At 62.6% G+C, this 19,850-nt stretch carries 18 protein-coding genes; 10 read left to right on the top strand and 8 right to left on the bottom strand.

Annotated features, from left to right (window positions below; translation table 11 throughout):
- Positions 1-3 precede the first annotated feature (3 nt).
- Both GRI38_RS07015 and GRI38_RS07010 read left to right on the top strand, forming a co-directional pair.
- Entirely contained in the window at positions 4-816 is an 813-nt protein-coding gene (locus GRI38_RS07015; RefSeq protein ID WP_160682145.1) for a transglutaminase family protein, read from the top strand.
- 74 nt (positions 817-890) lie between these two features.
- Positions 891-1,637: a proteasome-type protease gene (locus GRI38_RS07010; RefSeq protein ID WP_160682144.1), complete on the top strand. Its 747-nt coding sequence runs from the start codon at positions 891-893 to the stop codon at positions 1,635-1,637.
- 39 nt (positions 1,638-1,676) lie between these two features.
- On the opposite strand, the gene GRI38_RS07005 is transcribed toward GRI38_RS07010, so the two are convergent.
- Positions 1,677-1,937 (bottom strand): DksA/TraR family C4-type zinc finger protein, encoded by a 261-nt coding sequence (locus tag GRI38_RS07005; protein ID WP_160682143.1) that lies wholly within the window; start codon positions 1,935-1,937, stop codon positions 1,677-1,679.
- A gap of 245 nt (positions 1,938-2,182) precedes the next feature.
- Between GRI38_RS07005 and GRI38_RS07000 the strand changes: the two genes are divergently transcribed.
- Positions 2,183-2,806, top strand: a complete 624-nt coding sequence (locus GRI38_RS07000) for a response regulator transcription factor (protein WP_160682142.1) — start codon at positions 2,183-2,185, stop codon at positions 2,804-2,806.
- Here GRI38_RS07000 and GRI38_RS06995 read toward each other — a convergent pair.
- From GRI38_RS06995 to putP, 3 genes are all read right to left on the bottom strand, one after another.
- Positions 2,803-3,477 carry an extensin-like domain-containing protein gene (locus GRI38_RS06995; protein ID WP_160682141.1) on the bottom strand — a complete coding sequence of 225 codons (675 nt, stop codon included), beginning with the start codon at positions 3,475-3,477 and terminating at the stop codon, positions 2,803-2,805. The genes GRI38_RS07000 and GRI38_RS06995 overlap by 4 nt on opposite strands.
- A 226-nt stretch (positions 3,478-3,703) precedes the next feature.
- Positions 3,704-5,506 (bottom strand): gamma-glutamyltransferase family protein, encoded by a 1,803-nt coding sequence (locus GRI38_RS06990; protein WP_160682140.1) that lies wholly within the window; start codon positions 5,504-5,506, stop codon positions 3,704-3,706.
- An 11-nt stretch (positions 5,507-5,517) separates the two neighbouring features.
- Complete coding sequence (gene putP, locus GRI38_RS06985; RefSeq protein ID WP_160682139.1) at positions 5,518-6,996, bottom strand: sodium/proline symporter PutP; 1,479 nt, start codon at positions 6,994-6,996, stop codon at positions 5,518-5,520.
- 121 nt (positions 6,997-7,117) lie between these two features.
- On the opposite strand from putP, the gene GRI38_RS06980 reads away from it, so the two are divergent.
- A complete protein-coding gene (locus GRI38_RS06980) occupies positions 7,118-7,561 on the top strand; it encodes an SDR family NAD(P)-dependent oxidoreductase (protein WP_337191247.1) in 444 nt (147 codons plus the stop codon).
- 11 nt (positions 7,562-7,572) lie between these two features.
- Positions 7,573-8,343, top strand: a complete 771-nt coding sequence (locus tag GRI38_RS06975; protein ID WP_202389847.1) for a hypothetical protein — start codon at positions 7,573-7,575, stop codon at positions 8,341-8,343.
- 6 nt (positions 8,344-8,349) lie between these two features.
- On the opposite strand, the gene typA is transcribed toward GRI38_RS06975, so the two are convergent.
- Positions 8,350-10,185: a translational GTPase TypA gene (typA, locus tag GRI38_RS06970; RefSeq protein ID WP_160682138.1), complete on the bottom strand. Its 1,836-nt coding sequence runs from the start codon at positions 10,183-10,185 to the stop codon at positions 8,350-8,352.
- A gap of 282 nt (positions 10,186-10,467) precedes the next feature.
- Here typA and GRI38_RS06965 point away from each other — a divergent pair, with 282 nt between their 5' ends.
- On the top strand, positions 10,468-13,140 hold the full coding sequence (locus tag GRI38_RS06965; RefSeq protein WP_160682137.1) for a TonB-dependent receptor: 2,673 nt from the start codon (positions 10,468-10,470) through the stop codon (positions 13,138-13,140).
- A 72-nt stretch (positions 13,141-13,212) separates the two neighbouring features.
- Here GRI38_RS06965 and GRI38_RS06960 read toward each other — a convergent pair whose 3' ends face one another.
- Positions 13,213-15,735 carry an ABC transporter permease gene (locus GRI38_RS06960; protein ID WP_160682136.1) on the bottom strand — a complete coding sequence of 841 codons (2,523 nt, stop codon included), beginning with the start codon at positions 15,733-15,735 and terminating at the stop codon, positions 13,213-13,215.
- Positions 15,732-16,436, bottom strand: coding sequence for an ATP-binding cassette domain-containing protein (locus GRI38_RS06955; protein ID WP_160682135.1), 705 nt, complete (start codon positions 16,434-16,436; stop codon positions 15,732-15,734). The genes GRI38_RS06960 and GRI38_RS06955 overlap by 4 nt, the downstream gene beginning before the upstream one ends.
- A 57-nt stretch (positions 16,437-16,493) precedes the next feature.
- Here GRI38_RS06955 and GRI38_RS06950 point away from each other — a divergent pair, with 57 nt between their 5' ends.
- Positions 16,494-17,213, top strand: coding sequence for an arylesterase (locus GRI38_RS06950; RefSeq protein ID WP_237487373.1), 720 nt, complete (start codon positions 16,494-16,496; stop codon positions 17,211-17,213).
- 55 nt (positions 17,214-17,268) lie between these two features.
- On the opposite strand, the gene recF is transcribed toward GRI38_RS06950, so the two are convergent.
- Positions 17,269-18,366 carry a DNA replication/repair protein RecF gene (recF, locus tag GRI38_RS06945; RefSeq protein WP_160682134.1) on the bottom strand — a complete coding sequence of 366 codons (1,098 nt, stop codon included), beginning with the start codon at positions 18,364-18,366 and terminating at the stop codon, positions 17,269-17,271.
- A gap of 228 nt (positions 18,367-18,594) precedes the next feature.
- On the opposite strand from recF, the gene GRI38_RS06940 reads away from it, so the two are divergent.
- The 3 genes from GRI38_RS06940 (at position 18,595) to GRI38_RS06930 (ending at position 19,840) form a co-directional block, all read left to right on the top strand.
- Positions 18,595-18,726: a recombination protein F gene (locus tag GRI38_RS06940; protein WP_160682133.1), complete on the top strand. Its 132-nt coding sequence runs from the start codon at positions 18,595-18,597 to the stop codon at positions 18,724-18,726.
- On the top strand, positions 18,723-18,941 hold the full coding sequence (locus GRI38_RS06935) for a PspC domain-containing protein (protein ID WP_160682132.1): 219 nt from the start codon (positions 18,723-18,725) through the stop codon (positions 18,939-18,941). Before GRI38_RS06940 ends, GRI38_RS06935 begins: the two co-directional genes overlap by 4 nt.
- Positions 18,942-19,201: 260 nt before the next feature.
- The gene (locus tag GRI38_RS06930; RefSeq protein ID WP_160682131.1) at positions 19,202-19,840 is read left to right on the top strand and encodes a hypothetical protein; all 639 of its coding nucleotides are present in this window, start codon (positions 19,202-19,204) and stop codon (positions 19,838-19,840) included.
- Positions 19,841-19,850 lie beyond the last annotated feature (10 nt).

Below are 19,850 nucleotides of genomic sequence, written 5' to 3'. Positions count from 1 at the left end.
ACCATGCGCCTATCCATCCGCCACACTTCGCATTACCGCTTCGACGAGCCGGTCATCCACGCCCTTCAGCGGCTGCGCCTGACGCCCAAGACGACGCAGGGCCAGCAGATCCTGAAGTGGCACATGGAATACAAGAACGCCGCGCCCGAACTGCAATATGAAGATCAGCATCACAACACGGTGACGCTCGTCGCCGTGACCGAGGGCGCGCAGGAAGTCATCGTCGAATGCAGCGGGACGGTCGAGACGGAGGACAATGCCGGCGTGATCGGCCGTCATGCCGGGCACCTGCCGCTATGGAGCTTTCTCGGCCAGACGCGCCTGACGAAGCCCGGCCCGACGGTGGAACGGCTGGTCGGCAATCTGCCGCAGGACGATGATGCCGTCACGGTGCTGCACAATCTGTCCGCGGCGATCCGCGATACCGTCGAATACAAGACCGGCACGACCCGTGTCGACACGACCGGCGAGGAAGCCGCGACCAGCGGGGCAGGCGTTTGCCAGGACCACTCGCACATCTTCATCGGGGCCGCCCGGCACCTGGGTTATCCGGCGCGCTACGTCTCCGGCTATCTGATGATGAACGACCGGATCGAGCAGGAAGCGACGCATGGCTGGGCCGAGGCCTTCGTCGAGGGGCTGGGCTGGGTCGGCTTCGACATCTCCAACGGCATCAGCCCCGATACGCGCTACGTCCGGGTGGCGACGGGCCGCGACTATCGCGATGCCGCGCCGATTACCGGGATCAGCTTCGGAACCGCGAACGAAGAACTGCAGGTCGATGTTGCCGTTGAGCAGCAGCAGGTAGAGCAGTAAGGCAACCCTCCGTTCGAACCAATACGATGCGGCGGCCGATTCTCTGCGGCACGCCGCCGGGAGAGATGTGAGACATGACTTATTGCGTCGGCATGATGATGGACCGCGGCCTCGTTCTGATGAGCGACACGCGCACCAATTCGGGCGTCGACAACATTTCCGTGTTCCGCAAGATGTTCAGCTGGCACGTGCCGGGCGAGCGCATCATCACCCTGATGACGGCGGGCAATCTCGCGACGACGCAGACGGTCATCAGCCAGCTCGAAGAGCGGATGAAGGAGCCTGACGAGCGGCAGAACACCCTCTTCAAATCATCGACCATGTTCCAGGTGGCGACCGAGATCGGACGCCTGCTGCGCGAGACGGTCGGCGAACGGCAGGAAGCCAACAATACGCGCTCGAAGTTCACTGCCTCGATCATCGTCGCGGGCCAGATCAAGGGCATGGAGCCGCGCCTGTTCATGGTCTATCCCGAAGGCAATTTCATCGAGGCGAGCCCCGATACGCCCTTCTTCCAGATCGGCGAGACGAAATATGGCCGTCCGATCATCCTGCGCGGCTATGACCGGTCGATGAGCCTCGAAGATGCGGTCAAGCTGACGATGGTCTCGTTCGATTCCACTCTGAAGGCGAACCTGTCGGTGGGCCTGCCGCTCGACGTGATGGTCATCGCCCGTGACGGGTTCGAACCGCTGTTCGAACGGCGCATCATGGCGGACGACCCGTACTTTCAGGCGATCTCGTCGAGCTGGGGAGAGGCGCTGAAGACGGCGTTCCACTCGCTGCCGGATTACAGCTTTTCTGCGAAGTACCGCGCCTGAAGTCGCGGTGCGAAGCGCGGATGGCTTCGCACGGCTTCGTTAGCGCAGCTGGCTGTCCTTGCTGCCGCGCCGGTTAATGCCGCTTTGCCTGACCGTCCCGTCGCGCGCTGCCTGACAAGCGACGCAGGTGCGCGTCGCGGGCAGGGCGATGCGTCGTTTTTCGGCGATCGGCTCGCCGCAATCGTCGCAATATTCCGCACCGCGACCGATGAGGCGCGCGCGCGCCGCCGCGACCGCATCGCTCACCGTATCGTCGATCTGATCCTGTACCGCGCCGTCGCGGGTCCAGCCGCCAGCCATTCTTCTCTCCTCTTCGGTTATGCAACGAGCGGCGCGGTGACCGGTTTCATGTCCGAAGTGGCGGGGGTTCGCTTGGCGGCTCGGGACGGGAAGGGACGAATGCGATTGCATCCAGAATGGATCATTCTCAGATCCGCAGAAATGCTGACGTTTCGGTCGTTTGAACCGGGTTTGTGTTCCCGATACGTTCATTTTGGATGCAGTTCGCCGTGCATTGCCGAGGCGGCTGCGCCAAAACTGCTGCCATGGAACAGAAACAGAACGCATCGCCCGCTCGCTCGACCCTTCACTTCATCGACGAGAACAGTCGCAACCGCGCGACCTTCGCGCATCTTGGCATCGAACTCGGCCATCATGTCGAGGTCTATGCGAGCGTCGCGGAATTGCTCGCCCGGCCGCCGCGCGACGGCACGCTGATCGTGCATGACGACCCGGCGCAGGATCTCGCCCGCCTGATGAACGGCCTCGCAGCGAGAGGCATCTGGCTGCCCACGGTCGCATTCCACAAGACGCCCGAGCCGGGCCGGGTGGTGGTCGCCGTCAAGCTGGGCGTGCTCGACTATCTCGAAATCCCGTTCGATCGGGCGAGCCTGACCCGCTCGCTCGAGCGGCTCGATGGGGAGGCACGCGCCTATGTCCTTGCAAGAAAGCGCATGATCGAAGCGCGCGACCGCCTCGGCAACCTTTCCGCCCGCGAGCGCGAGGTGCTGGACTGGCTGGTGCAGGGGTGCAGCAACAAGGTCATTGCGCGCGAACTCGACATCAGCCCGCGCACCGTCGAAATCCATCGCGCCAACATGCTGGCAAAGCTAGGCGCGGACCATTCGGCCGACGCCATCCGTATCCGCGTGGAAGCGCAGGTCGCCTAGCGGCAGAACGAACCGCCGCGCATTTCCAGATGGAAGTGATTGCGGTGGGCGGCGTTGTATTCCGGGCCGAGCACGGTGCCGAACCGCTTGCAGGCGCTTTCCTGCACGACCCGCAAGAACCGACGTTCTTCCGCCGAGCCGCCGTTCCAGTCGGACAGCACTTCGACACGGCGCCCGTCGGCTAGCACGAAAGCCGCGACATCGACCGCCTCGGCGCGCGAATGGGCGGAGCGGCGGGCCGTGCCCGCCACGTTGCGGCAGGAATAGCTGCCGAAGGTCTGGATGCGAGCAAGCGGACTGCCGAGGATCTCGCGCGCGGCGCGGTCGACCCCGAACCTCGCCCATTGCGAAACCGTCGTCGCGAGCGGGCAGGTGACCGGACCCAGATTGGTAAGGGCGAACTGTCCGTCATCGCCGCGAATGGCGTCGAGCTGCACCGTGTTCAGTGTCTGGCAGCCCGCGCCGAAATAGCGATCGGGCAGGGCGCGATAGGGCGAACCCGTCCGGTCGAGTTCGGCAAGGCACAGCTTCGCCTCGCGCGACTGCTCGGCGGTTTCGATCGGCTGGCCGGGCGGCAATTGCTGGCGCGGGCGCTCGCCTGCGCAGGACGCCAGCGAAAGGGCGATGACGGCGCTTGCGAGAAGGCGACGGAGGAAGGGGGCGGAAGGCATGGTCGAGGCGGGCAGGATGAGTGTCGGACGTCACTCTATCCTGTCGCGAGGCACGTTCAAGATGCAACGCTGATGCGGGCGATTTTGCGTGCTGCTCTCAACGCGATTCGGTGCAACGCTTTGCCTGCGGCTCGACGACGGCGGGGGCCGGCTAGGTGCGCTTAGACCCCTTCTCGGCATCAGTGTAAAACATTGTGCCGAACTACTGCTAAACCATTGGAAAAACTCAGTAACCGCTCGCCTGCCCGTCCTTTCGCATCTCTGTCGCACCGGTATAGGCGCCGGTCTCCGGGTCGCGGCTGATCGCCTGATATCCGCCGAACATTATGCCGTCATCGATCACTTCGACCCGGTGTCCCATGGCTTGCAACCTGTTGACCGTTTCGGCGGAAATCCCCGGTTCGACGTAGAGCGTGCCGAGCGGATCGCTCGCCGGCCCGTCCAGCGGTTCGGTCGGTTGACGCCCGCCATCGTGGTTGAGCCGGGCGGCATCGCCCGCTTCCTGCAGGTTCATGCCGAAGTCGACGAGATTGATCAGAATCTGGACATGGCCCTGCGGCTGCATCCCTCCGCCCATCAGGCCGAAGCTCATCCACGGCTTTCCGTCGCGCTTCATGAATGCCGGAATGATCGTCTGAAACGGGCGCTTTCCCGCCTCGTAGGCGTTGGGATGGTCCGGATCGAGCGAATAGAGTTCGCCGCGATCCTGGAACATGAAGCCCAGATTGTCGGGCGTCAGACCCGATCCCATGCCGCGATAGTTCGACTGGATGAGGCTCACCATCATGCCGTCCTTGTCGGCAACGGTGAGATAGGTCGTGTCGCCTTCGCCCTCCAGTTCGGGCGCCCCATGCGCAACGTCAGGATTGGCGCGGGCCGGATCGATTTCGGCGAAACGGCGCTTGCCGTACGCCTCCGACAGCAATTCGACGGGGAACGCCTCGAAGTCGGGATCGGCGTAGAACCGCGCCAGATCGGCAAAGGCAAGGCGCTTCGCTTCGGCAATGTAATGCAGGACTTCGGGCGATCCGCGGTCCCATTGCGAGAGATCGACGTTCTTCAGGATGTTCGCCATTTGCAGCGCCGCGAAACCCTGGCTGTTGGGCGGCAGCTCGCACAGTTCGTAACCCTTGCGATAGGTCACGCAGGTCGGTTCGACCCACTGGCTCTCATGCGCAGCGAAATCCTCATAGCGCAGGGCCGAGCCCATGCGTTCGAGGTAGTCGGCCATCGTGCGTGCAAGCTCGCCGCGATAGAATGCGTCACGGCCGCCCTCGGCAATTGTCTCCAGCGTGCGGGCAAGATCGGGATTGCGGAAGATTTCGCCCGCTTCCGGCGCACCATCGGCGAACCATGTCGCCCGCGCGTTCGAGAAATCTCCGATCATCTCCTCGCGTTGCGAAAAACTGCGCTCGCTCCGGTCGAGGTAATAGGCGATGACCGGCGCGATCGGATGACCTTCACGGGCGTAGCGGATCGTCGGCGCGAGGTTGTCGGCCATGGGCAGCTTGCCGAACCGCTCATGCAGGGAGAACCACGCATCGACCGTTCCCGGAACGGTCACGGGCAGCGGACCGAGCGGCGGGATCGAGGTCGCAACCGGTCCCAGCTTCTCGCGCAGCTGATCGAGCGTCTGGCCGCGTGGGCTGCGACCCGAGCCGTTGATGCCGTAGAGCCGATCGGTCGCCGGATCGTAGACGATGGCGAAAAGATCGCCGCCAATGCCGTTTCCGGTCGGCTCCATAAGGCCGAGCGCCGCGTTCGCCGCGATTGCCGCGTCGACCGCGCTGCCGCCGGCCTTCAGGATGTCGAGCGCTACGTTGGTTGCGAGCGGGTGGGCGGTGGCTGCCATGCCGTGCTCTGCGATGACCGGGCTGCGAGACCAGTCCTTGCCGATCGGGCGACCGCCCGGTCCGATGTTCTCGGCCGAGCCGATACCGGGGGCGCGATCGACTTCCTGCGCCGCGATCGGCTGGACGGCCAGTGCCACCGTTGCCGCGACCCCTGCCAGAAGGTTGAAAACTCGCATCTTTGACTCCTTCACTCAGCCGCCGCCGTCTTGACCGGACCGGTGTGCGTCAGGCGGCTGACGATTACAATAGCCGCCCAGGCCGCGACGAAGCCCGGAATGATTTCGTATATGCCGGTTCCGCCGAGGAACGCGGCGTTCCAGCCCAGGGCGATCCAGACCATGACCATTGCCGCGCCCGTCACCAGCCCCGCCAATGCGCCGCTCCCGGTCATTCCCCGCCAGGTGAGCGAAAGGATGACCAGCGGACCGAACGCCGCGCCGAACCCCGCCCACGCATTGCTGACGAGCCCGAGAACCTGCGATTCAGGATCGGCGGCGAGACCGATGGCAGCGAACGCGACCAGTGCGACGCTGAGCCTGCCGATATTGACCGCCTCACGCTCGCTTGCGTTGCGGCGAAGGAACAGGCGGTAGAAATCCTCGGTGAGCGAACTGCTCGATACGAGCAGTTGCGAACTGATCGTGCTCATGATCGCGGCGAGCAGGGCGGCCAGCAGGAAGCCGGTGACGAGCGGGTGGAACAGCAGGTCGGCGAGCACGATGAAAATCGTTTCCGGGTCTTCGACGGCGATGCCGTTCTGCTCGACATAGGCGCGGCCCGCAATGCCGACGCCGATCGCTCCCAGCAGTGCCACGCCCATCCAGCTCATCCCGATGAAGCGAGCGCGCGGCACGTCTGCGACGCTCCGCAACGCCATGAAGCGCACGATGATGTGCGGCTGTCCGAAATAGCCCAGGCCCCAGGTCACGGCGGACAGGAACCCGATGAACCCGAGGCCTTGCGTCAGGCTCAGCAAACCCGGATCGACGCTGTTGAGGGTCGCACTCACAGCCGAAATGCCGCCATCGTCGGTCAGCACGACGAAGGGCATCACGACGAGCGCGACGACCATGATGCAGCCCTGCACGAAATCGGTGAGGCTGACGGCGAGGAACCCGCCGACCATCGTATAGGCGAGCACGACACCCGCCGTGATCCACAGCCCGGTGAAATAGGGATCGGCCGCAGGGACGAGTGCGGCAAAAGCTGTTTCGAACAGCTTGCCGCCGCCGACGAGCCCGGCTGCGGTATAGACAGTGAAGAAAGCGACGATGACGATCGCGCTGACGACCCGCAAGCCGGTCGCCCTTTCCGGAAAGCGATTGGCGAGAAATTGCGGAATGGTCAGCGCATTGCCGAATTCCTCGGTCTGGGCGCGCAGGCGGGGGGCAACTATGATCCAGTTGAGCAGCGCGCCGACGAACAGCCCGATGCCGATCCATGCCTCGACCAGACCGCTTGCATAAAGCGCGCCGGGCAAGCCGAGGAGCAGCCAGCCCGACATATCCGAAGCGCCCGCCGACAATGCCGCGACGCCGGGCGACAACTGCCGCCCTCCAAGCAAATAGCCCTCGCTGTCGGACGTCGATTTGCGCCATGCATAAAGGCCGATGCCGATCATCAGCACGAAATAGGCGGCGAGCGAAACGAGTATCCCTGTCTGCATGGCCATTTGCCTTAGCGCCCGCTTTTCCAAAACCCAACTCGGCTTTCCGCCGCCTGCCAATTCGGACCCAAGCCGGTCCGCGCTCGTTCCGAAGCAGACAACAGCTTTGAAGGAGTTTCTTATGGAAAATCTGCATCGGTTCGAAGGCAAGACCGTCATCGTCACCGGATCCTCGAGCGGGATCGGCGAGGGAATTGCGCGGCGCTTTCACAAGGAAGGTGCCAAAGTCGTCATCAATGCGCGCAGCGAAGAGGATTGCCGCGAGGTGGCGGACAGTCTCGGTGCGGAAAGAACGCTGGTCGTGGCGGGCGATATATCCTCGCCCGAATTCGCGAAGGACATCGTGGCGCGAACGGTCGAGGCATTCGGAGGGCTTGATGTCCTGTGCAACAATGCAGGCGTTGCGGCGAGCGGCGATCTCGACGAGGCGAGCGAAGACGACATCGGCAAGGTTATCGACATCAACGTGAAAGGCACGACCCGTTTCGTGACAGGCGTGAACCTGCCGGTCGACGGCGGGGTGAATGCATCCAACGGACAGCCGAATTTCAGCGTGTTCAACTAGACGTTATCGTCATGGAAACTCAAAGCCCCGTTTCGCTATGGGTCACTGGAGGCATGGCCGCCGCCTTCGTAGCGGTTCATGTCCTGATCGGCAGGCTGACCTTTCTCGACCGGACGCCGAGAAGCGCGTGGCTGTCATTTTCGGGCGGCGTCGCGGTTGCCTACGTCTTCCTTCATATCCTCCCCGAACTCGCCTCGCATGGCGAAATATTCGCCAGCGCCCTCAGGCTGGAGGATCGACTTGCGGAGGCCTGGGTCTACGCCCTCGCGCTTACCGGGCTCGCATTGTTCTACGGCGTCGAAAGGGCGGTGACGGTGTCGCGGTCGGACCAGCGCGCCAAGGGGGAAGGAGACCGCCCCGAAAGCGGTGTGTTCTGGGTGCATCTGGTGACGACGGGCTCGCTCGTCGCGATCATTTCCTACCTGCTCAACCATCGCGAGGACATGTCCGCTTCGGGTCTCGCGGTTTTCTTCGTTGCAATGGTCCTGCATTTCATGACCGCGGATTACGGCGCACGAGCCAACCATCCCGAGCTTTACGAGCGGTACGGACGCTGGGTCCTCGCGCTCGCATCACTGGGAGGCTGGTTGCTCGGCACATTGGTCGCGCTGCCCGAATTCGGCATCGCCTGCCTGTTCGCCTTCCTCGGTGGAGGAATCATCCTCGTCGTGATGAAGGAGGAATTGCCGGCGGAACGGCAAAGCCGCTTCTTCCCGTTCCTAATCGGAACCGTCCTTTATGCGATGCTGGTCATCGGCGAGACGTATCTCGTCGGCGGGTAACCCGGTTTAGGCTGCTTCCGACTTGCGCGAGGCCTTCTTGCGCTCGTTCGGATCGAGCAGCGCCTTTCGCAAGCGAACGCTTTGTGGGGTCACCTCGACCATTTCGTCATCGTCGATATAGGCGATCGCCTGTTCGAGCGTCATGACGCGCGGTGTCGTGAGGCGGATCGCATCGTCCTTGCCCGACGAGCGGAAGTTCGTGAGCTGCTTCGACTTGAGCGGATTGACCTCGAGATCCTGCGGCTTCGCATTCTCGCCGATGATCATCCCCTCATAGACCTTGGTCTGGCTGCCGATGAACAATTCGCCGCGTTCCTCGAGAGCGTTGAGCGCATAGGAAACAGCCTCGCCGCTCGAATTCGAGATCAGAACGCCGTTCTGGCGACCCTCGATCGGCCCCTTGTAGGTGTCGTACTTCTCGAACAGGCGGTTCATGATCCCCGTGCCGCGCGTGTCGGAGAGGAACTCGCCGTGGTAACCGATGAGACCGCGGCTGGGAGCGGAGAAGGTCACCCGCGTCTTGCCGGAACCCGAGGGGCGCATGTCGGTGAGTTCGGCCTTGCGCCGCTGCATCTTCTCGACGACCGTCCCGGAATACTCGTCATCGACGTCCACGACCACGGTTTCATAGGGCTCCTGCCGTTCGCCATTCTCTTCGCGCAGCAAGACGCGCGGACGAGAGATGCCGAGTTCGAAGCCTTCGCGCCGCATCGTCTCGATAAGCACGCCGAGTTGCAATTCGCCGCGTCCGGCGACTTCGAAACTGTCCTTGTCGCTCGACTCCGTGACCCTGATCGCGACATTGGTCTCGGCCTCGCGCATCAGGCGGTCGCGGATCATGCGGCTCGTCACCTTGGAGCCCTCGCGCCCGGCGAGCGGGCTGTCGTTCACCGAAAAGCGCATTGCCAGTGTCGGTGGGTCGATCGGCTGTGCCGCGATCGGCTCGGTGACCTGCGGGTCGGCAATCGTGTTCGCTACGGTCGCCTTTTCGAGACCGGCAAGAGCGATGATGTCGCCTGCCTTCGCACTTTCGACAGGTACGCGATCGAGCCCGTCGAAGCTCATCAGCTTCGTCGCGCGCCCCGTTTCGACGACCTTGCCGTCCATATCGATAGCGTGGATCGGATCGTTGATCTTGATCGTGCCCGACTGCACTCGACCCGTGAGTACGCGGCCCATGAAATTGTCCCTATCAAGCAGCGTCGCGAGGAAGCTGAACGGTCCGCTCATGTCGAGGCCGGGGGCGGGCACGTGGTCGACGATCAGCCGGAACAGCGGCTCGAGCGTTCCGTCGCGTCCGTCGGCATCTTCGTTCGCATAACCGTCGCGCCCGGATGCGTAGAGGACAGGGAAGTCCAGTTGCTCGTCATTCGCATCGAGCGAAACGAACAGGTCGAATACTTCGTCGAGCACTTCCAAAGCACGCGCATCGGGGCGGTCGATTTTGTTGACGACGACGATCGGACGCAAGCCGAGTGCGAGCGCCTTGCCGGTGACGAACTTGGTCTGCGGCATCGGACCTTCGGCTGCATCGACGAGGAGGATAACGCCGTCGACCATTGACAGGATGCGTTCGACTTCGGCTCCGAAGTCCGCGTGACCGGGGGTGTCGACGATGTTGATCCGCGTCGTCTCGCCGTCATGTGCCCATTCGACGCTGGTGCATTTCGCAAGAATCGTGATGCCGCGCTCTTTTTCGAGGTCACCGGAATCCATCGCCCGCTCGTCGACGCGCTGGTTCTCGCGGAATGTACCGGACTGGCGGAAAAGCTGGTCGACGAGGGTGGTCTTCCCGTGATCGACGTGGGCGATGATTGCGACATTGCGCAAGTTGCTGGACATGACTGCTCGACTTTCGGTGGAAGAGGAACGGGTGCGGTTCGTGCCGGACCCTTTTCTATAGCGCGTGCCCCTAGCGGCATGGGCCCGCGCGGGCAACAGATATGCACGATGTAGCGGATGGACAAACAGGTGTGGCGTCAGAGCCACATTCGGGTGCCGCGCGCTGCGCACGACATCGATGCGACTTGAGCGGTTACATTATCCATTTACTATATCGGTTTAGAGGCGAACCACGCTCGAAAAGGCATAAATGTCCGGTTCGTTTGGAGAGGAACTTAATCTATGAAATATTCGACGACGCGTCGCATCGTTTTCCCTCGTCATGTGCTTCTATCCGGAGCAGCCGCGCTCGCCTTCGGGTTGTCCGCCGCCGCTTCCGCCCAGGATAGCGACATCGAGATCGACGCGGACGAGATGCCGCTCGAGGAAGAGCAGCAGGACGGCGCCGTACGGGACAACGTCATCGTCGTCACCGCCGCCAAGCGCGAACAGACCCTCCAGGAAACGCCGATTTCCGTCTCCGTGACGAGCGGCGAAACCATCGAACAGGCGCAAATTCGCGATATCGCCGATCTTCAGACCGTCGCTCCGTCGCTGCGCGTGAGCACCCTGCAAAGTTCGGCGAACACCAACTTCATCATCCGCGGGTTCGGCAACGGCGCGAACAATGCCGGTATCGAACCGTCGGTCGGCGTTTTCATCGACAACGTCTATCGTTCGCGCTCGGCCGCCCAGATCGGCGACCTTGCCAACGTCCAGCGGATCGAAGTCCTGCGCGGACCGCAATCCACGCTGTTCGGCAAGAACGCCAGCGCAGGCGTCATTTCGGTCATTACCCGCGAGCCGCAATTCGAGTTCGGCGGCAATGTCGAGGCATCCTACGGCAATTACGACCAGATCGTCCTGAAGGGCGACATCACCGGCCCTCTTACCGACAGCATCGCCTTCTCGCTCGATGCGAACCTCAACAAGCGCGACGGTTACGTCGAAGTCGTAAATCTCGACGAGACGATCAACGAGCGCGACCGCTATGCGGTCCGGGGGCAGTTGCTGTTCGACAATGGCGGCAATCTGACGCTGCGCGCGATCGGCGATTACTCCAAGATCGACGAACTCTGCTGCTATGCCGGCAACCTCGTCGCTGGACCGACCGTGCCGCTGATTTTCGCAGTCGGCGGAGCGATCGAACCGGAGAATCTCTTCTCCGACCGCACATTCCTCAACGTGCTCCCGGAAAACGAGATCGAGAATTACGGCGGATCGCTCCAGGCCGATCTCGAACTTGGCGCGCTGACGCTGACCTCGATCACGGCATATCGCGAACTGCGCGCGTTTCAGCAGCAGGACGTCGACTTCTCGAGCGCCGACATCGTGAACGAATTCCGCGATCAGTCAATTGACACCTTCACGCAGGAAGTCCGCGTGACGTCCGATTTCGACGGGCCAATCAACTTCCTGCTTGGCGGTTACTACTTCAAGGAAGACATCTCGCAGGATAGCGGCCTGACGAACGGCGAGGACGGACGTTTGTTCTTCGACCTGCTGGCTGGAGCAGGCACGCCCGGCACGCTGGGCGGCGTAGAGCAGCTGTTCGGCTTCGAGCCGGGTTCCATTTTTGAGCAGGGCCCTTCGACGTTCGAATTCTTCACGCTGGATAACGAAAGCTGGTCGGTCTTCGGAACGATCGATTTTGCTCCGACCGATCGGCTGACCCTGACCGCCGGGTTCAACTACACCGACGACAAGAAGGATTTCACGCTACAGCAGCAGTCGCTCGATCCGCTGGCGAATGTCAGCCTCGTCGATGCCTTCATCGCGCAGGCATTGGGAACGACGGACCCGGCCCAGATCGGCGCCTTCGCCGCAGCCAATCCGGCACAGTTCCAGCAGATCGCGCTGCTGGCGACCACTCCGGGAGCGAACCCGCTGCTCGCCCTGCGGCCGCTGCAGTTCCTGCCGCCGTTCCTGAACGTGCCGAACTCGGTCGAGCCCGGCCGGACGCGTGACGACAACTTCAGCTATACGCTGCGTGCTGCCTACGACGTCACGGACAACATCAACGCCTATTTCAGCTATGCAACCGGCTTCAAGGCGTCTTCGGTCAACCTGTCTCGCGACTCGCGTCCGCTGCCGGGTGACTTCACGCCGTATCCGCTATCGACGGGAGCACCATCGGGCAGTGTCATTCTCCCGCTGATCCTCGGACCCGGTTCGCCGATTACCGATGCAGGCTTACTCCTGCCGAACCTTACTACCGGAACGCGCTTTGCCGGACCGGAGGAAGCAGAAGTTTATGAAATCGGCGTGAAGGCGCAGTTCGACCGCTTCGGCTTCAACCTTGCCTTGTTCGACCAGACCCTTGACGGCTTCCAGTCGAATATCTTCACAGGAACGGGCTTCGCGCTCGCCAATGCCGGTTCGCAATCGAGCAAGGGCTTCGAGCTCGATGCGACGGTCAATCCGACCGATCCGCTGGTGCTGACTTTCGCGATGACCTACCTCGATGCGGTCTACGACAGCTTCGAAAATTCGGCGGTCGGCGACCTGACCGGCCTTCGTCCCGGCGGGGTTCCGGAATTCGCGATCTCGACTGCAGCCGTCTACACGCATGAGTTCGCCAGCAGCGGCAACGAACTGGTCGCCCGTGTCGATTACAGCCACGAGAGTAACACGCAGACCATCGAAGGCTTGCCGGACCGGGTCGATTTCACCTTGCCCGATCCCTACGCCAATGCGCGCGCTGCGGCCGTACCGTTCCGCCGCGAGGTCAATCTCGTCAACGCATCGCTGTTCCTCGTGATGGAGAACGGGTTCGAGCTTGGCGTATGGGCCCGCAACCTGTTGGATGATCGCTACATCACGCAGATCTTCCCCGGGGTCGCCCAGACCGGTACGGTATCGGGCTATCCGAGCCAGCCGCGCACCTATGGCGTGACGGCGCGCTTCGGCTTCTAGAAACAACCTGCCCGACAGAAGAAAAGGGCCGCCTTCGGGTGGCCCTTTTTTATTGAGAGAGGGGGCCGGGCGCTAAAGCGCGCGAAGTGCCTGCGCCGGTTTCGCGCGTAACAGCGGCAGAGATCCAACGACGGAGAAGGCGAGCACGATTGCGAGACCTGCGCCCAGAACCGCGAAAACCTCGCCCCAGTCGGGAAGCCAGTCGAACTCGAACAATTGCGTTACGACCAACCAGGCAAGGCCGCTGCCCAGAGCGAGGGCAACCACTGCGAGGATCGACACGAGGATGCCATACTCGATCACCTGCATGGTCAGGATTTGCCGCCGGTTCGCGCCGAGAACCCGGAAGATAACCGTGTCATAGGTTCGCGCAGCACGCGCGGCGGCGATGGCGCCGAGCAATACGGCAAGTCCCGCCAGCACGGCAACGGACGCTGCGGCGAGCGTCGCCAGTCCAACCTGCCCGAGGATGGTGCGCGCCTGGACGAGCACCTGGCCGATCTCGATTACCGAACTCGAAGGAAAGGACTGAACGAGTTGGCGAAGCAGCGGCCCTTGTTCCGCCGCATCGTCGATCTCGATCGTGGCCGAAAAATTATGCGGTGCGTCCTCCAGCGCATTGGGCGAGAAGACGAACACGTTGTTGAAGCCCATCGAGTCCCAGTCGATCCTGCGGAAGCTGGCGATGCGTGCCATGCGCTCGACGCCCAGCACGGCAACGGTCAGGTAATCGCCGACTTCCAGTCCAGTCGCCTCGGCAAATTCCTCGTCTATCGAGACGAGTGGCTCGCCCGAATGACCCTCTTCCCACCACGCGCCCTGAGTGACGGTATTCCCTTCCGGAACGTTATCGGAATAGGTCAGGCCGCGCTCCCCGCGCAGCGCCCACGCCCCGTCCGGCAACTCCTCCAATTCGGCAACCACCTGCATGTCGTCGCGCGGGCCGTAGGCGGTAATCGAGCCCCGCAGGGAAGGTATCGCCCTTATCTCGGCATTTTCGTCGGTCGCCTCGACGATGCGGTCGAATTCGTCCAGGCGGTCGCGCGGGATATCAAGCACGAAATAGTCAGGGGCTTGCGCGGGCACGCGGCTTTGAATGTTGCCATCGATGCTCGACTGCATCGCGGCAAGAAGGACGAAGGCCGAGAGACCAAAGCCCAATGCAGTGACGAGCGCTCCGGTACTCGCGCCGGGACGGTGAAGATTGGCAATCGCATTGCGGACCAACGGGTTTGCGGGCCGCGGAAGGGCCACGGCGACCTTGCGGATCAGAAGACCGAGTCCCGCCAGCAGCAACAGGGCAAGGGCAGCGCCTCCCAGAAACGCCGCGGAAAGCAATGGCCGGTCGGAAGTCAGCAGCGCAATGGCGACGATCGCGGCGAGGCCCCCCGCTACCCAGCGGATCGTCGCGCGGTTCCGGCTGAGGGGAGCGACCCTTGCCCGCATCAGCGCCATCGCCGGAAACTCCCTTGCGCGCAGCAAAGGCGCAGCGGCGAACACCAGCGCAACCAGCAAGCCGTACGCCGTCGCGACGAGCAAGGAGAGCGGATCGACGACGAGGCCGGTTTCGACGGGAAGCAAGCCCTCGAGTGCGGCGGCAAGTATCGGGGTGACAGCTACGCCGACGATGAGACCCGCAAGCGTGCCGGCAAGAGCGGCGGCGGCGATCTGCAGCGCATAGATCCGCGCGATGTCCTGCGCCGTCGCGCCGAGTATCTTGAGCGTAGCGATGCTTTGTCGCCGGGCTTCGAGATACGAACTGACGCCGCCTCCGATCCCGATGCCGGCAATGACGAGCGCGGCCAGTCCGACCAGCGTCAGAAACTCTCCCATGCGACCGATGAAGCGGTCCGCGCCGGGCGCGGCGTTGTCTCTCGTGCGAAATTCGAAGCCGTTTCCGGGGAAGCGACCTTCAATCTCTTCGGCGACTTCCTCGGGATCTGCCTCCGCATCGTCGAACGCGACGCGATACTTGCTGCGAAACTGGCTTCCGAGCGTCGTCAGGCCTGCGCTGGGCGGAAAGCTCTCGCGCACGATGATCGTCGGACCAAGCTGAAAACCCTCGCCAAGGCGATCGGGCTCGTTGCGAATGATGCCTTGCGCGGCAAGCGTCTGCGTTCCGATGACGAAGCTATCGCCGACTTCGATGCCGAGGCGATCGATCGCTCCCTGCGAGAGCCATGCTTGCCCCTCTTCTGGCGCGCCGACCGAGCGACCATCCTGCAGGGTCAGCGTGCCGTAGAGCGGATAGGCATCGTCGACGGCCTTCAGCTCTATCGGCGCCGTGTTCACGCCTGCCTGGGCGACTGCCTGAAGTCGCGTGCCGCCGGATATCCGTCCATATTCGCGCAGGGCGGCTCGCTCATCATCCGTCAGGTCGCGTTGCCAGACGCTCACCTGCATGTCGCCGCCGAGCAATTCCTGTCCGCGGCCCGCCAGCTCGTTCTCGATAGCTGCCGTCAGCGTGCCGATCGCTGCAATCGCGCCGGTTCCGAGGAACAGGCAGACGAGCAGCAGTCGCAGGCCGCGGAAGCGGGCGTTCAGATCGCGGCGTGCGATCCGCCACGCCGTGCTCCACGAAATCGCGTCTTTCATGCCGCCGCGTCGCGAGCCGCGGTGTCCGTCGCGATCCTGCCATCTTCGAGCGTGATGATGCGCTCGCAATGCGCCGCGAGATCGGGGTCGTGCGTTATGACGAGCATCGTCGCGCCCATCTCTTTTCGCCGCGCGAACAGCAGGTCGACGATGGTCTCGCCGGTCTTCTGATCGAGATTGCCGGTCGGTTCGTCGGCGAATACGAGCATCGGGCGAGGCGCGAGGGCGCGCGCGATCGCCACTCGCTGCTGCTCGCCGCCCGACAGCTGCTGCGGGTAGTGGCCGGTCCGATGACCGAGGCCGACCGCTTCGAGTTCCGCCATAGCCCGTTCCCTCGCATCTTCCATGCCGGCCAGTTCCATCGGGGTCGCGACATTCTCGAGCGCTGTCATCGTCGGCAGAAGGTGGAAAGCCTGCAGCACGATGCCGATCCGGCCTCGCCGGGCAAGTGCGAGGGCGTCTTCGTCGAGAGTGGCGAAATTCTTGCCTGCGACCTCTAAATTGCCGCCCGATGCGCGTTCGAGACCGCTGAGGACCGCCATCAGAGAACTTTTTCCCGAACCCGACGGACCGAGCAGGGCGACCGTCGTTCCGGCTTCAATCGACAGGTCGATCCCGCGAAGGATTTCGACCGGCGCGTCGGCCGTTCCAAGGGTCAGGTCGAGGCCACGGGCGACTATTGCATATTGGGGGTTTTTCACGCATTTCCGATTGGCATAGCCGCACCGTCCTCGCAAGCTTCCATCAGGAGATTACCCTTGTCGTCGCTCATTTCGAAGGGGTTCGCGCGCCTCGCTCCGGCTCTATTGCTGGGCCTAGCGGTTTCCGGATGCGGCAGCGAACCAGCTGAGGAAGCCAGTCAGCCTGCGGTCGAAAGCGCCGCAGAAGAGGGCGATCCCATCGCCGTATCGGGGCCCGAACGTCATATCCTCGCCTTCGGAAACAGTCTGTTCGCGGGCTACAATGTCGCGGAGGGAAAAAGTTATCCTGCGGTTCTTGAAGCGGCTCTTCGAGCGCAGGGCATCAACGCCGAGGTCGTTAATGCCGGAATTTCAGGAAACACGACCGCCGCAGGCCGCGAACGGCTCGCTTTCACGCTGGATTCCCAGGAAACCAAGCCGGATCTCGTCATTCTCGAACTAGGTGGCAACGACCTCCTGCGAAGCCTGTCGCCGGAGGAAACGCGCGCCAATCTTGAGGCGATGCTGAGCGAATTGCAGGGCCGCGACATTCCGGTCCTCCTTATGGGAATGCGCGCGCCGCCCAATCTCGGCCGCGATTACGTTGCAGAGTTCGACGCAATTTATCCAGACTTGTCCGAGGCTTACGGAGCCGATCTTGTCCCGTTCTTCCTCGAGCCGATCTATACTCGGCCAGAACTCATCCAGGACGACCGGGTACATCCGACCGCTGAGGGCATCGAGGTTCTGGTCGAGGACACCGTGGACGACGTGATAAAGGCGCTTCCCGAAGCGTAAGTCCAGACTGATGCCTAAAGGGGCCACAATGTCGTCGAGCGCCTTTTAGCGGTCGTCAAACAGGGATCGCCCGGCCTTCCGCGATGCGCCAGACCGACGCCTGCGGAAGGATGGCTTCAAACGCTGCCATCTCCGTCCCCGTCATCCAGATTTGTGCCGAACCTTCGGCCAGCCTCTCGAACAGCGCGCCGCGCCGAAGCGGATCGAGATGCGCCGCCACCTCGTCCAGCAACAGGATGCTCGCACGGCCCTGCTGCGCAAGGCGACCATGCGCCAGCGTCATCGCGATCAGCATGGCCTTCTGTTCGCCCGTCGAACATTGCGCCGCTGCGACGTTCTTGGCGGCGAAGACAACGTCCAGCTCGTCGCGATGGGGACCGGTCAGCGTCCGCCCCGCGCGGCGCGCTTTCGCCCGCTCCTCGTGCAAGGCCGTCAGCAAGTCTTTTTCCCCGAGCGGACCTCCGGCGCGATGGGAAAGGGCGGGGCGCGCGAATGGCTCTGCCGGCGCTTCGGCAAGCGCTTCCGTCAGTCCGGCGACGAGGCGCGCGCGCCCTTCCGTCAGTAGCGCTCCGTGCCGCGCAAGCTGGGCCTCGATCCCGTCGAGCCAGGCAGCTTCGGGCGCGCGTTCAGCCGACAGCAGGCGATTGCGTTCGCGTAAGGCCGCACTGAACCGCGCGGCATGGGCGGCATGACCCGGATCGATCGCCACGGCCAGCCGATCCATGTAGCGCCGCCGCGCCCCGGCGCTGTCCGCGAACAGGCGATCCATCGCGGGAGTAAGCCAGCCGACCGACAGCCATTCGCCCAGCGCGACCGCGCTGCTGGCCGAGCCATCGATCCGCACGTGTCTGCGGCCGGGCTGCGCAGCTTGCGTGAAGGTTCCCAATCGCACCGGCTCCGCGGCAGGTCCTGACGCGTCAGCAGGAACGAGGCTTGCACCGATTCCGAACCCCCCGGCTCCGTCCTGTCCTGCCATGTCGGCGAGCGCCGCGCGCCGCAAACCGCGACCCGGTGCGAGGAGCGACAAGGCCTCCAGAATATTCGTCTTGCCGGCGCCATTTTCTCCGACGAGCAGATTGAAGCGCCCCGTCCCCTCGAGCGAGGTCGCGGCATGGTTTCGGAACGTTTCGAGGGAAATTCGGTCGAGCGTCATGGGCTGTCTTGCTCTAAGCCGCTGCCAGCCGCCTTGCTACCGCAAAGCGCATTTCCAACACTTGGCGAAAAATCCCAACATTGCGCATTGATGAATGACGGCGAATGACGCTCTCGGTTCAGACACCGCAAGAATGCTTAGGTTTTCGAGTTTGGCACGCCCCCTGCAATAGTCTGGGCATGGCCCGCAGAAATGGTTTTGCGGGTCGCAAACGAAAGGAAAAACCTAATGTTCTCGTTCAATGACTATAGCAGCAAGCTCGTCGCAGCCGTCTCCTCGCTCGCCATTTCGGCCCTGTTCTTTGCAGTCGCCATCGCACCCGCCGTACCCAATGCCGCAGGTTCGGGAATGCTCGCATGAACGATCTGAGGAACAATAAAAACGGCAGTCGGGCGCCTGCCAACACCTTCCGCCTCGACAAGGCTCGGGGCAAGCTGATGGGGGTATGCGCCGGAATAGCAAATTACTTTGGGATCGACGCAATGATGGTGCGGATCGCCTTCGTGCTGGGCGCACTTATCAGCTTCGGAACGTTTATCCTGATTTACCTCGCGATCGGCCTGATCACGGATTGAGAGGGCGCGGGCGGGCAACCCCGCGCCCTTTTTGCTGATGAATTACAGGCGTTTCGAGGGTTTATCTAAGGAGAAATCTGCTTCGAATAACGACAACCGACAGTCCCGATTTGAGACAGGAGAAGTTCGGCCGTGACGTTGCAGGTCCGCGTCATGCAAAGTAACGATCCTCAGGGCTGACGAATTGTTGAACGTACGACCTATCGTCTATTCACCAACCGGCACCGGCCTCACAATCATGGTCTTGGGGAAGCCGGATTTTGCGCAGTTTCGTCTTAAAATTGAACGTCATCGGCCTGGCTGTAGCCGCCTTTTCAATCGGCCTCGTCGCCATGTTGACAAAAATGCGCGGAGTTTCGAGCGGGCAGTTTACGCGCGACGTTGCCGCTGTCGCTGATGTCAGTCCTGTCTTTGGATTTCTGTCCACCGGCGGCATCATTCTGTGGGCACTCGCAGCGGGCGTTTGGCTCCTGTTCGCAATCATAGCACACAATCCCAAGGAAAAGCGGTTCGCTGTCAGCTCTTTCCTGCTGACCATGTATCTCTGTTTCGATGACGCATTCATGTGGCACGAATATTTAGCTCCCGAGAAACTCGGGCTGTCCGAAAAATTTGCGCTAGTGATTCTGGTTGTCGCAGTCCTGTTATACGGCGTGACACAAGCTACGATCTTGCTCAAAACCCCCTTGATTTCTGCCGCCGCTTTCGGTTTCCTTGCTTTAGGTGCGGGAAGCGACTTTGCGATTGAGCTCGCAGGTTTCGATGAGGAGCTGATCTGGCCGTGGTATGGTCTCATCGAAGACGGCTTCAAATTTATCGGAATTATATACTGGGGAATTTTGGCACTTACGCACGCTCATTACAATCTGCTTCCTTCCCGAACGGAAAGTCCGGCGTAATAGCCTCAGC

This window comes from Parapontixanthobacter aurantiacus (assembly GCF_009827635.1).
Lineage (GTDB): Bacteria > Pseudomonadota > Alphaproteobacteria > Sphingomonadales > Sphingomonadaceae > Parapontixanthobacter > Parapontixanthobacter aurantiacus.
The sequence above is the reverse complement of the archived record's forward strand: the minus strand, read 5'-3'. Positions and strand labels throughout refer to the sequence as shown.

Excerpts from the sequence above, each read along its gene's own strand:
- GRI38_RS07015 (WP_160682145.1), top strand. The coding sequence starts at position 4 with ATGCGCCTATCCATCCGCCACACTTCGCATTACCGCTTCGACGAGCCG.
- GRI38_RS07010 (WP_160682144.1), top strand. The coding sequence starts at position 891 with ATGACTTATTGCGTCGGCATGATGATGGACCGCGGCCTCGTTCTGATG.
- GRI38_RS07005 (WP_160682143.1), bottom strand. The coding sequence starts at position 1,937 with ATGGCTGGCGGCTGGACCCGCGACGGCGCGGTACAGGATCAGATCGAC.
- GRI38_RS07000 (WP_160682142.1), top strand. The coding sequence starts at position 2,183 with ATGGAACAGAAACAGAACGCATCGCCCGCTCGCTCGACCCTTCACTTC.
- GRI38_RS06995 (WP_160682141.1), bottom strand. The coding sequence starts at position 3,477 with ATGCCTTCCGCCCCCTTCCTCCGTCGCCTTCTCGCAAGCGCCGTCATC.
- GRI38_RS06990 (WP_160682140.1), bottom strand. The coding sequence starts at position 5,506 with ATGCGAGTTTTCAACCTTCTGGCAGGGGTCGCGGCAACGGTGGCACTG.
- putP (WP_160682139.1), bottom strand. The coding sequence starts at position 6,996 with ATGCAGACAGGGATACTCGTTTCGCTCGCCGCCTATTTCGTGCTGATG.
- GRI38_RS06980 (WP_337191247.1), top strand. The coding sequence starts at position 7,118 with ATGGAAAATCTGCATCGGTTCGAAGGCAAGACCGTCATCGTCACCGGA.
- GRI38_RS06975 (WP_202389847.1), top strand. The coding sequence starts at position 7,573 with ATGGAAACTCAAAGCCCCGTTTCGCTATGGGTCACTGGAGGCATGGCC.
- typA (WP_160682138.1), bottom strand. The coding sequence starts at position 10,185 with ATGTCCAGCAACTTGCGCAATGTCGCAATCATCGCCCACGTCGATCAC.
- GRI38_RS06965 (WP_160682137.1), top strand. The coding sequence starts at position 10,468 with ATGAAATATTCGACGACGCGTCGCATCGTTTTCCCTCGTCATGTGCTT.
- GRI38_RS06960 (WP_160682136.1), bottom strand. The coding sequence starts at position 15,735 with ATGAAAGACGCGATTTCGTGGAGCACGGCGTGGCGGATCGCACGCCGC.
- recF (WP_160682134.1), bottom strand. The coding sequence starts at position 18,366 with ATGACGCTCGACCGAATTTCCCTCGAAACGTTCCGAAACCATGCCGCG.
- GRI38_RS06940 (WP_160682133.1), top strand. The coding sequence starts at position 18,595 with ATGTTCTCGTTCAATGACTATAGCAGCAAGCTCGTCGCAGCCGTCTCC.
- GRI38_RS06935 (WP_160682132.1), top strand. The coding sequence starts at position 18,723 with ATGAACGATCTGAGGAACAATAAAAACGGCAGTCGGGCGCCTGCCAAC.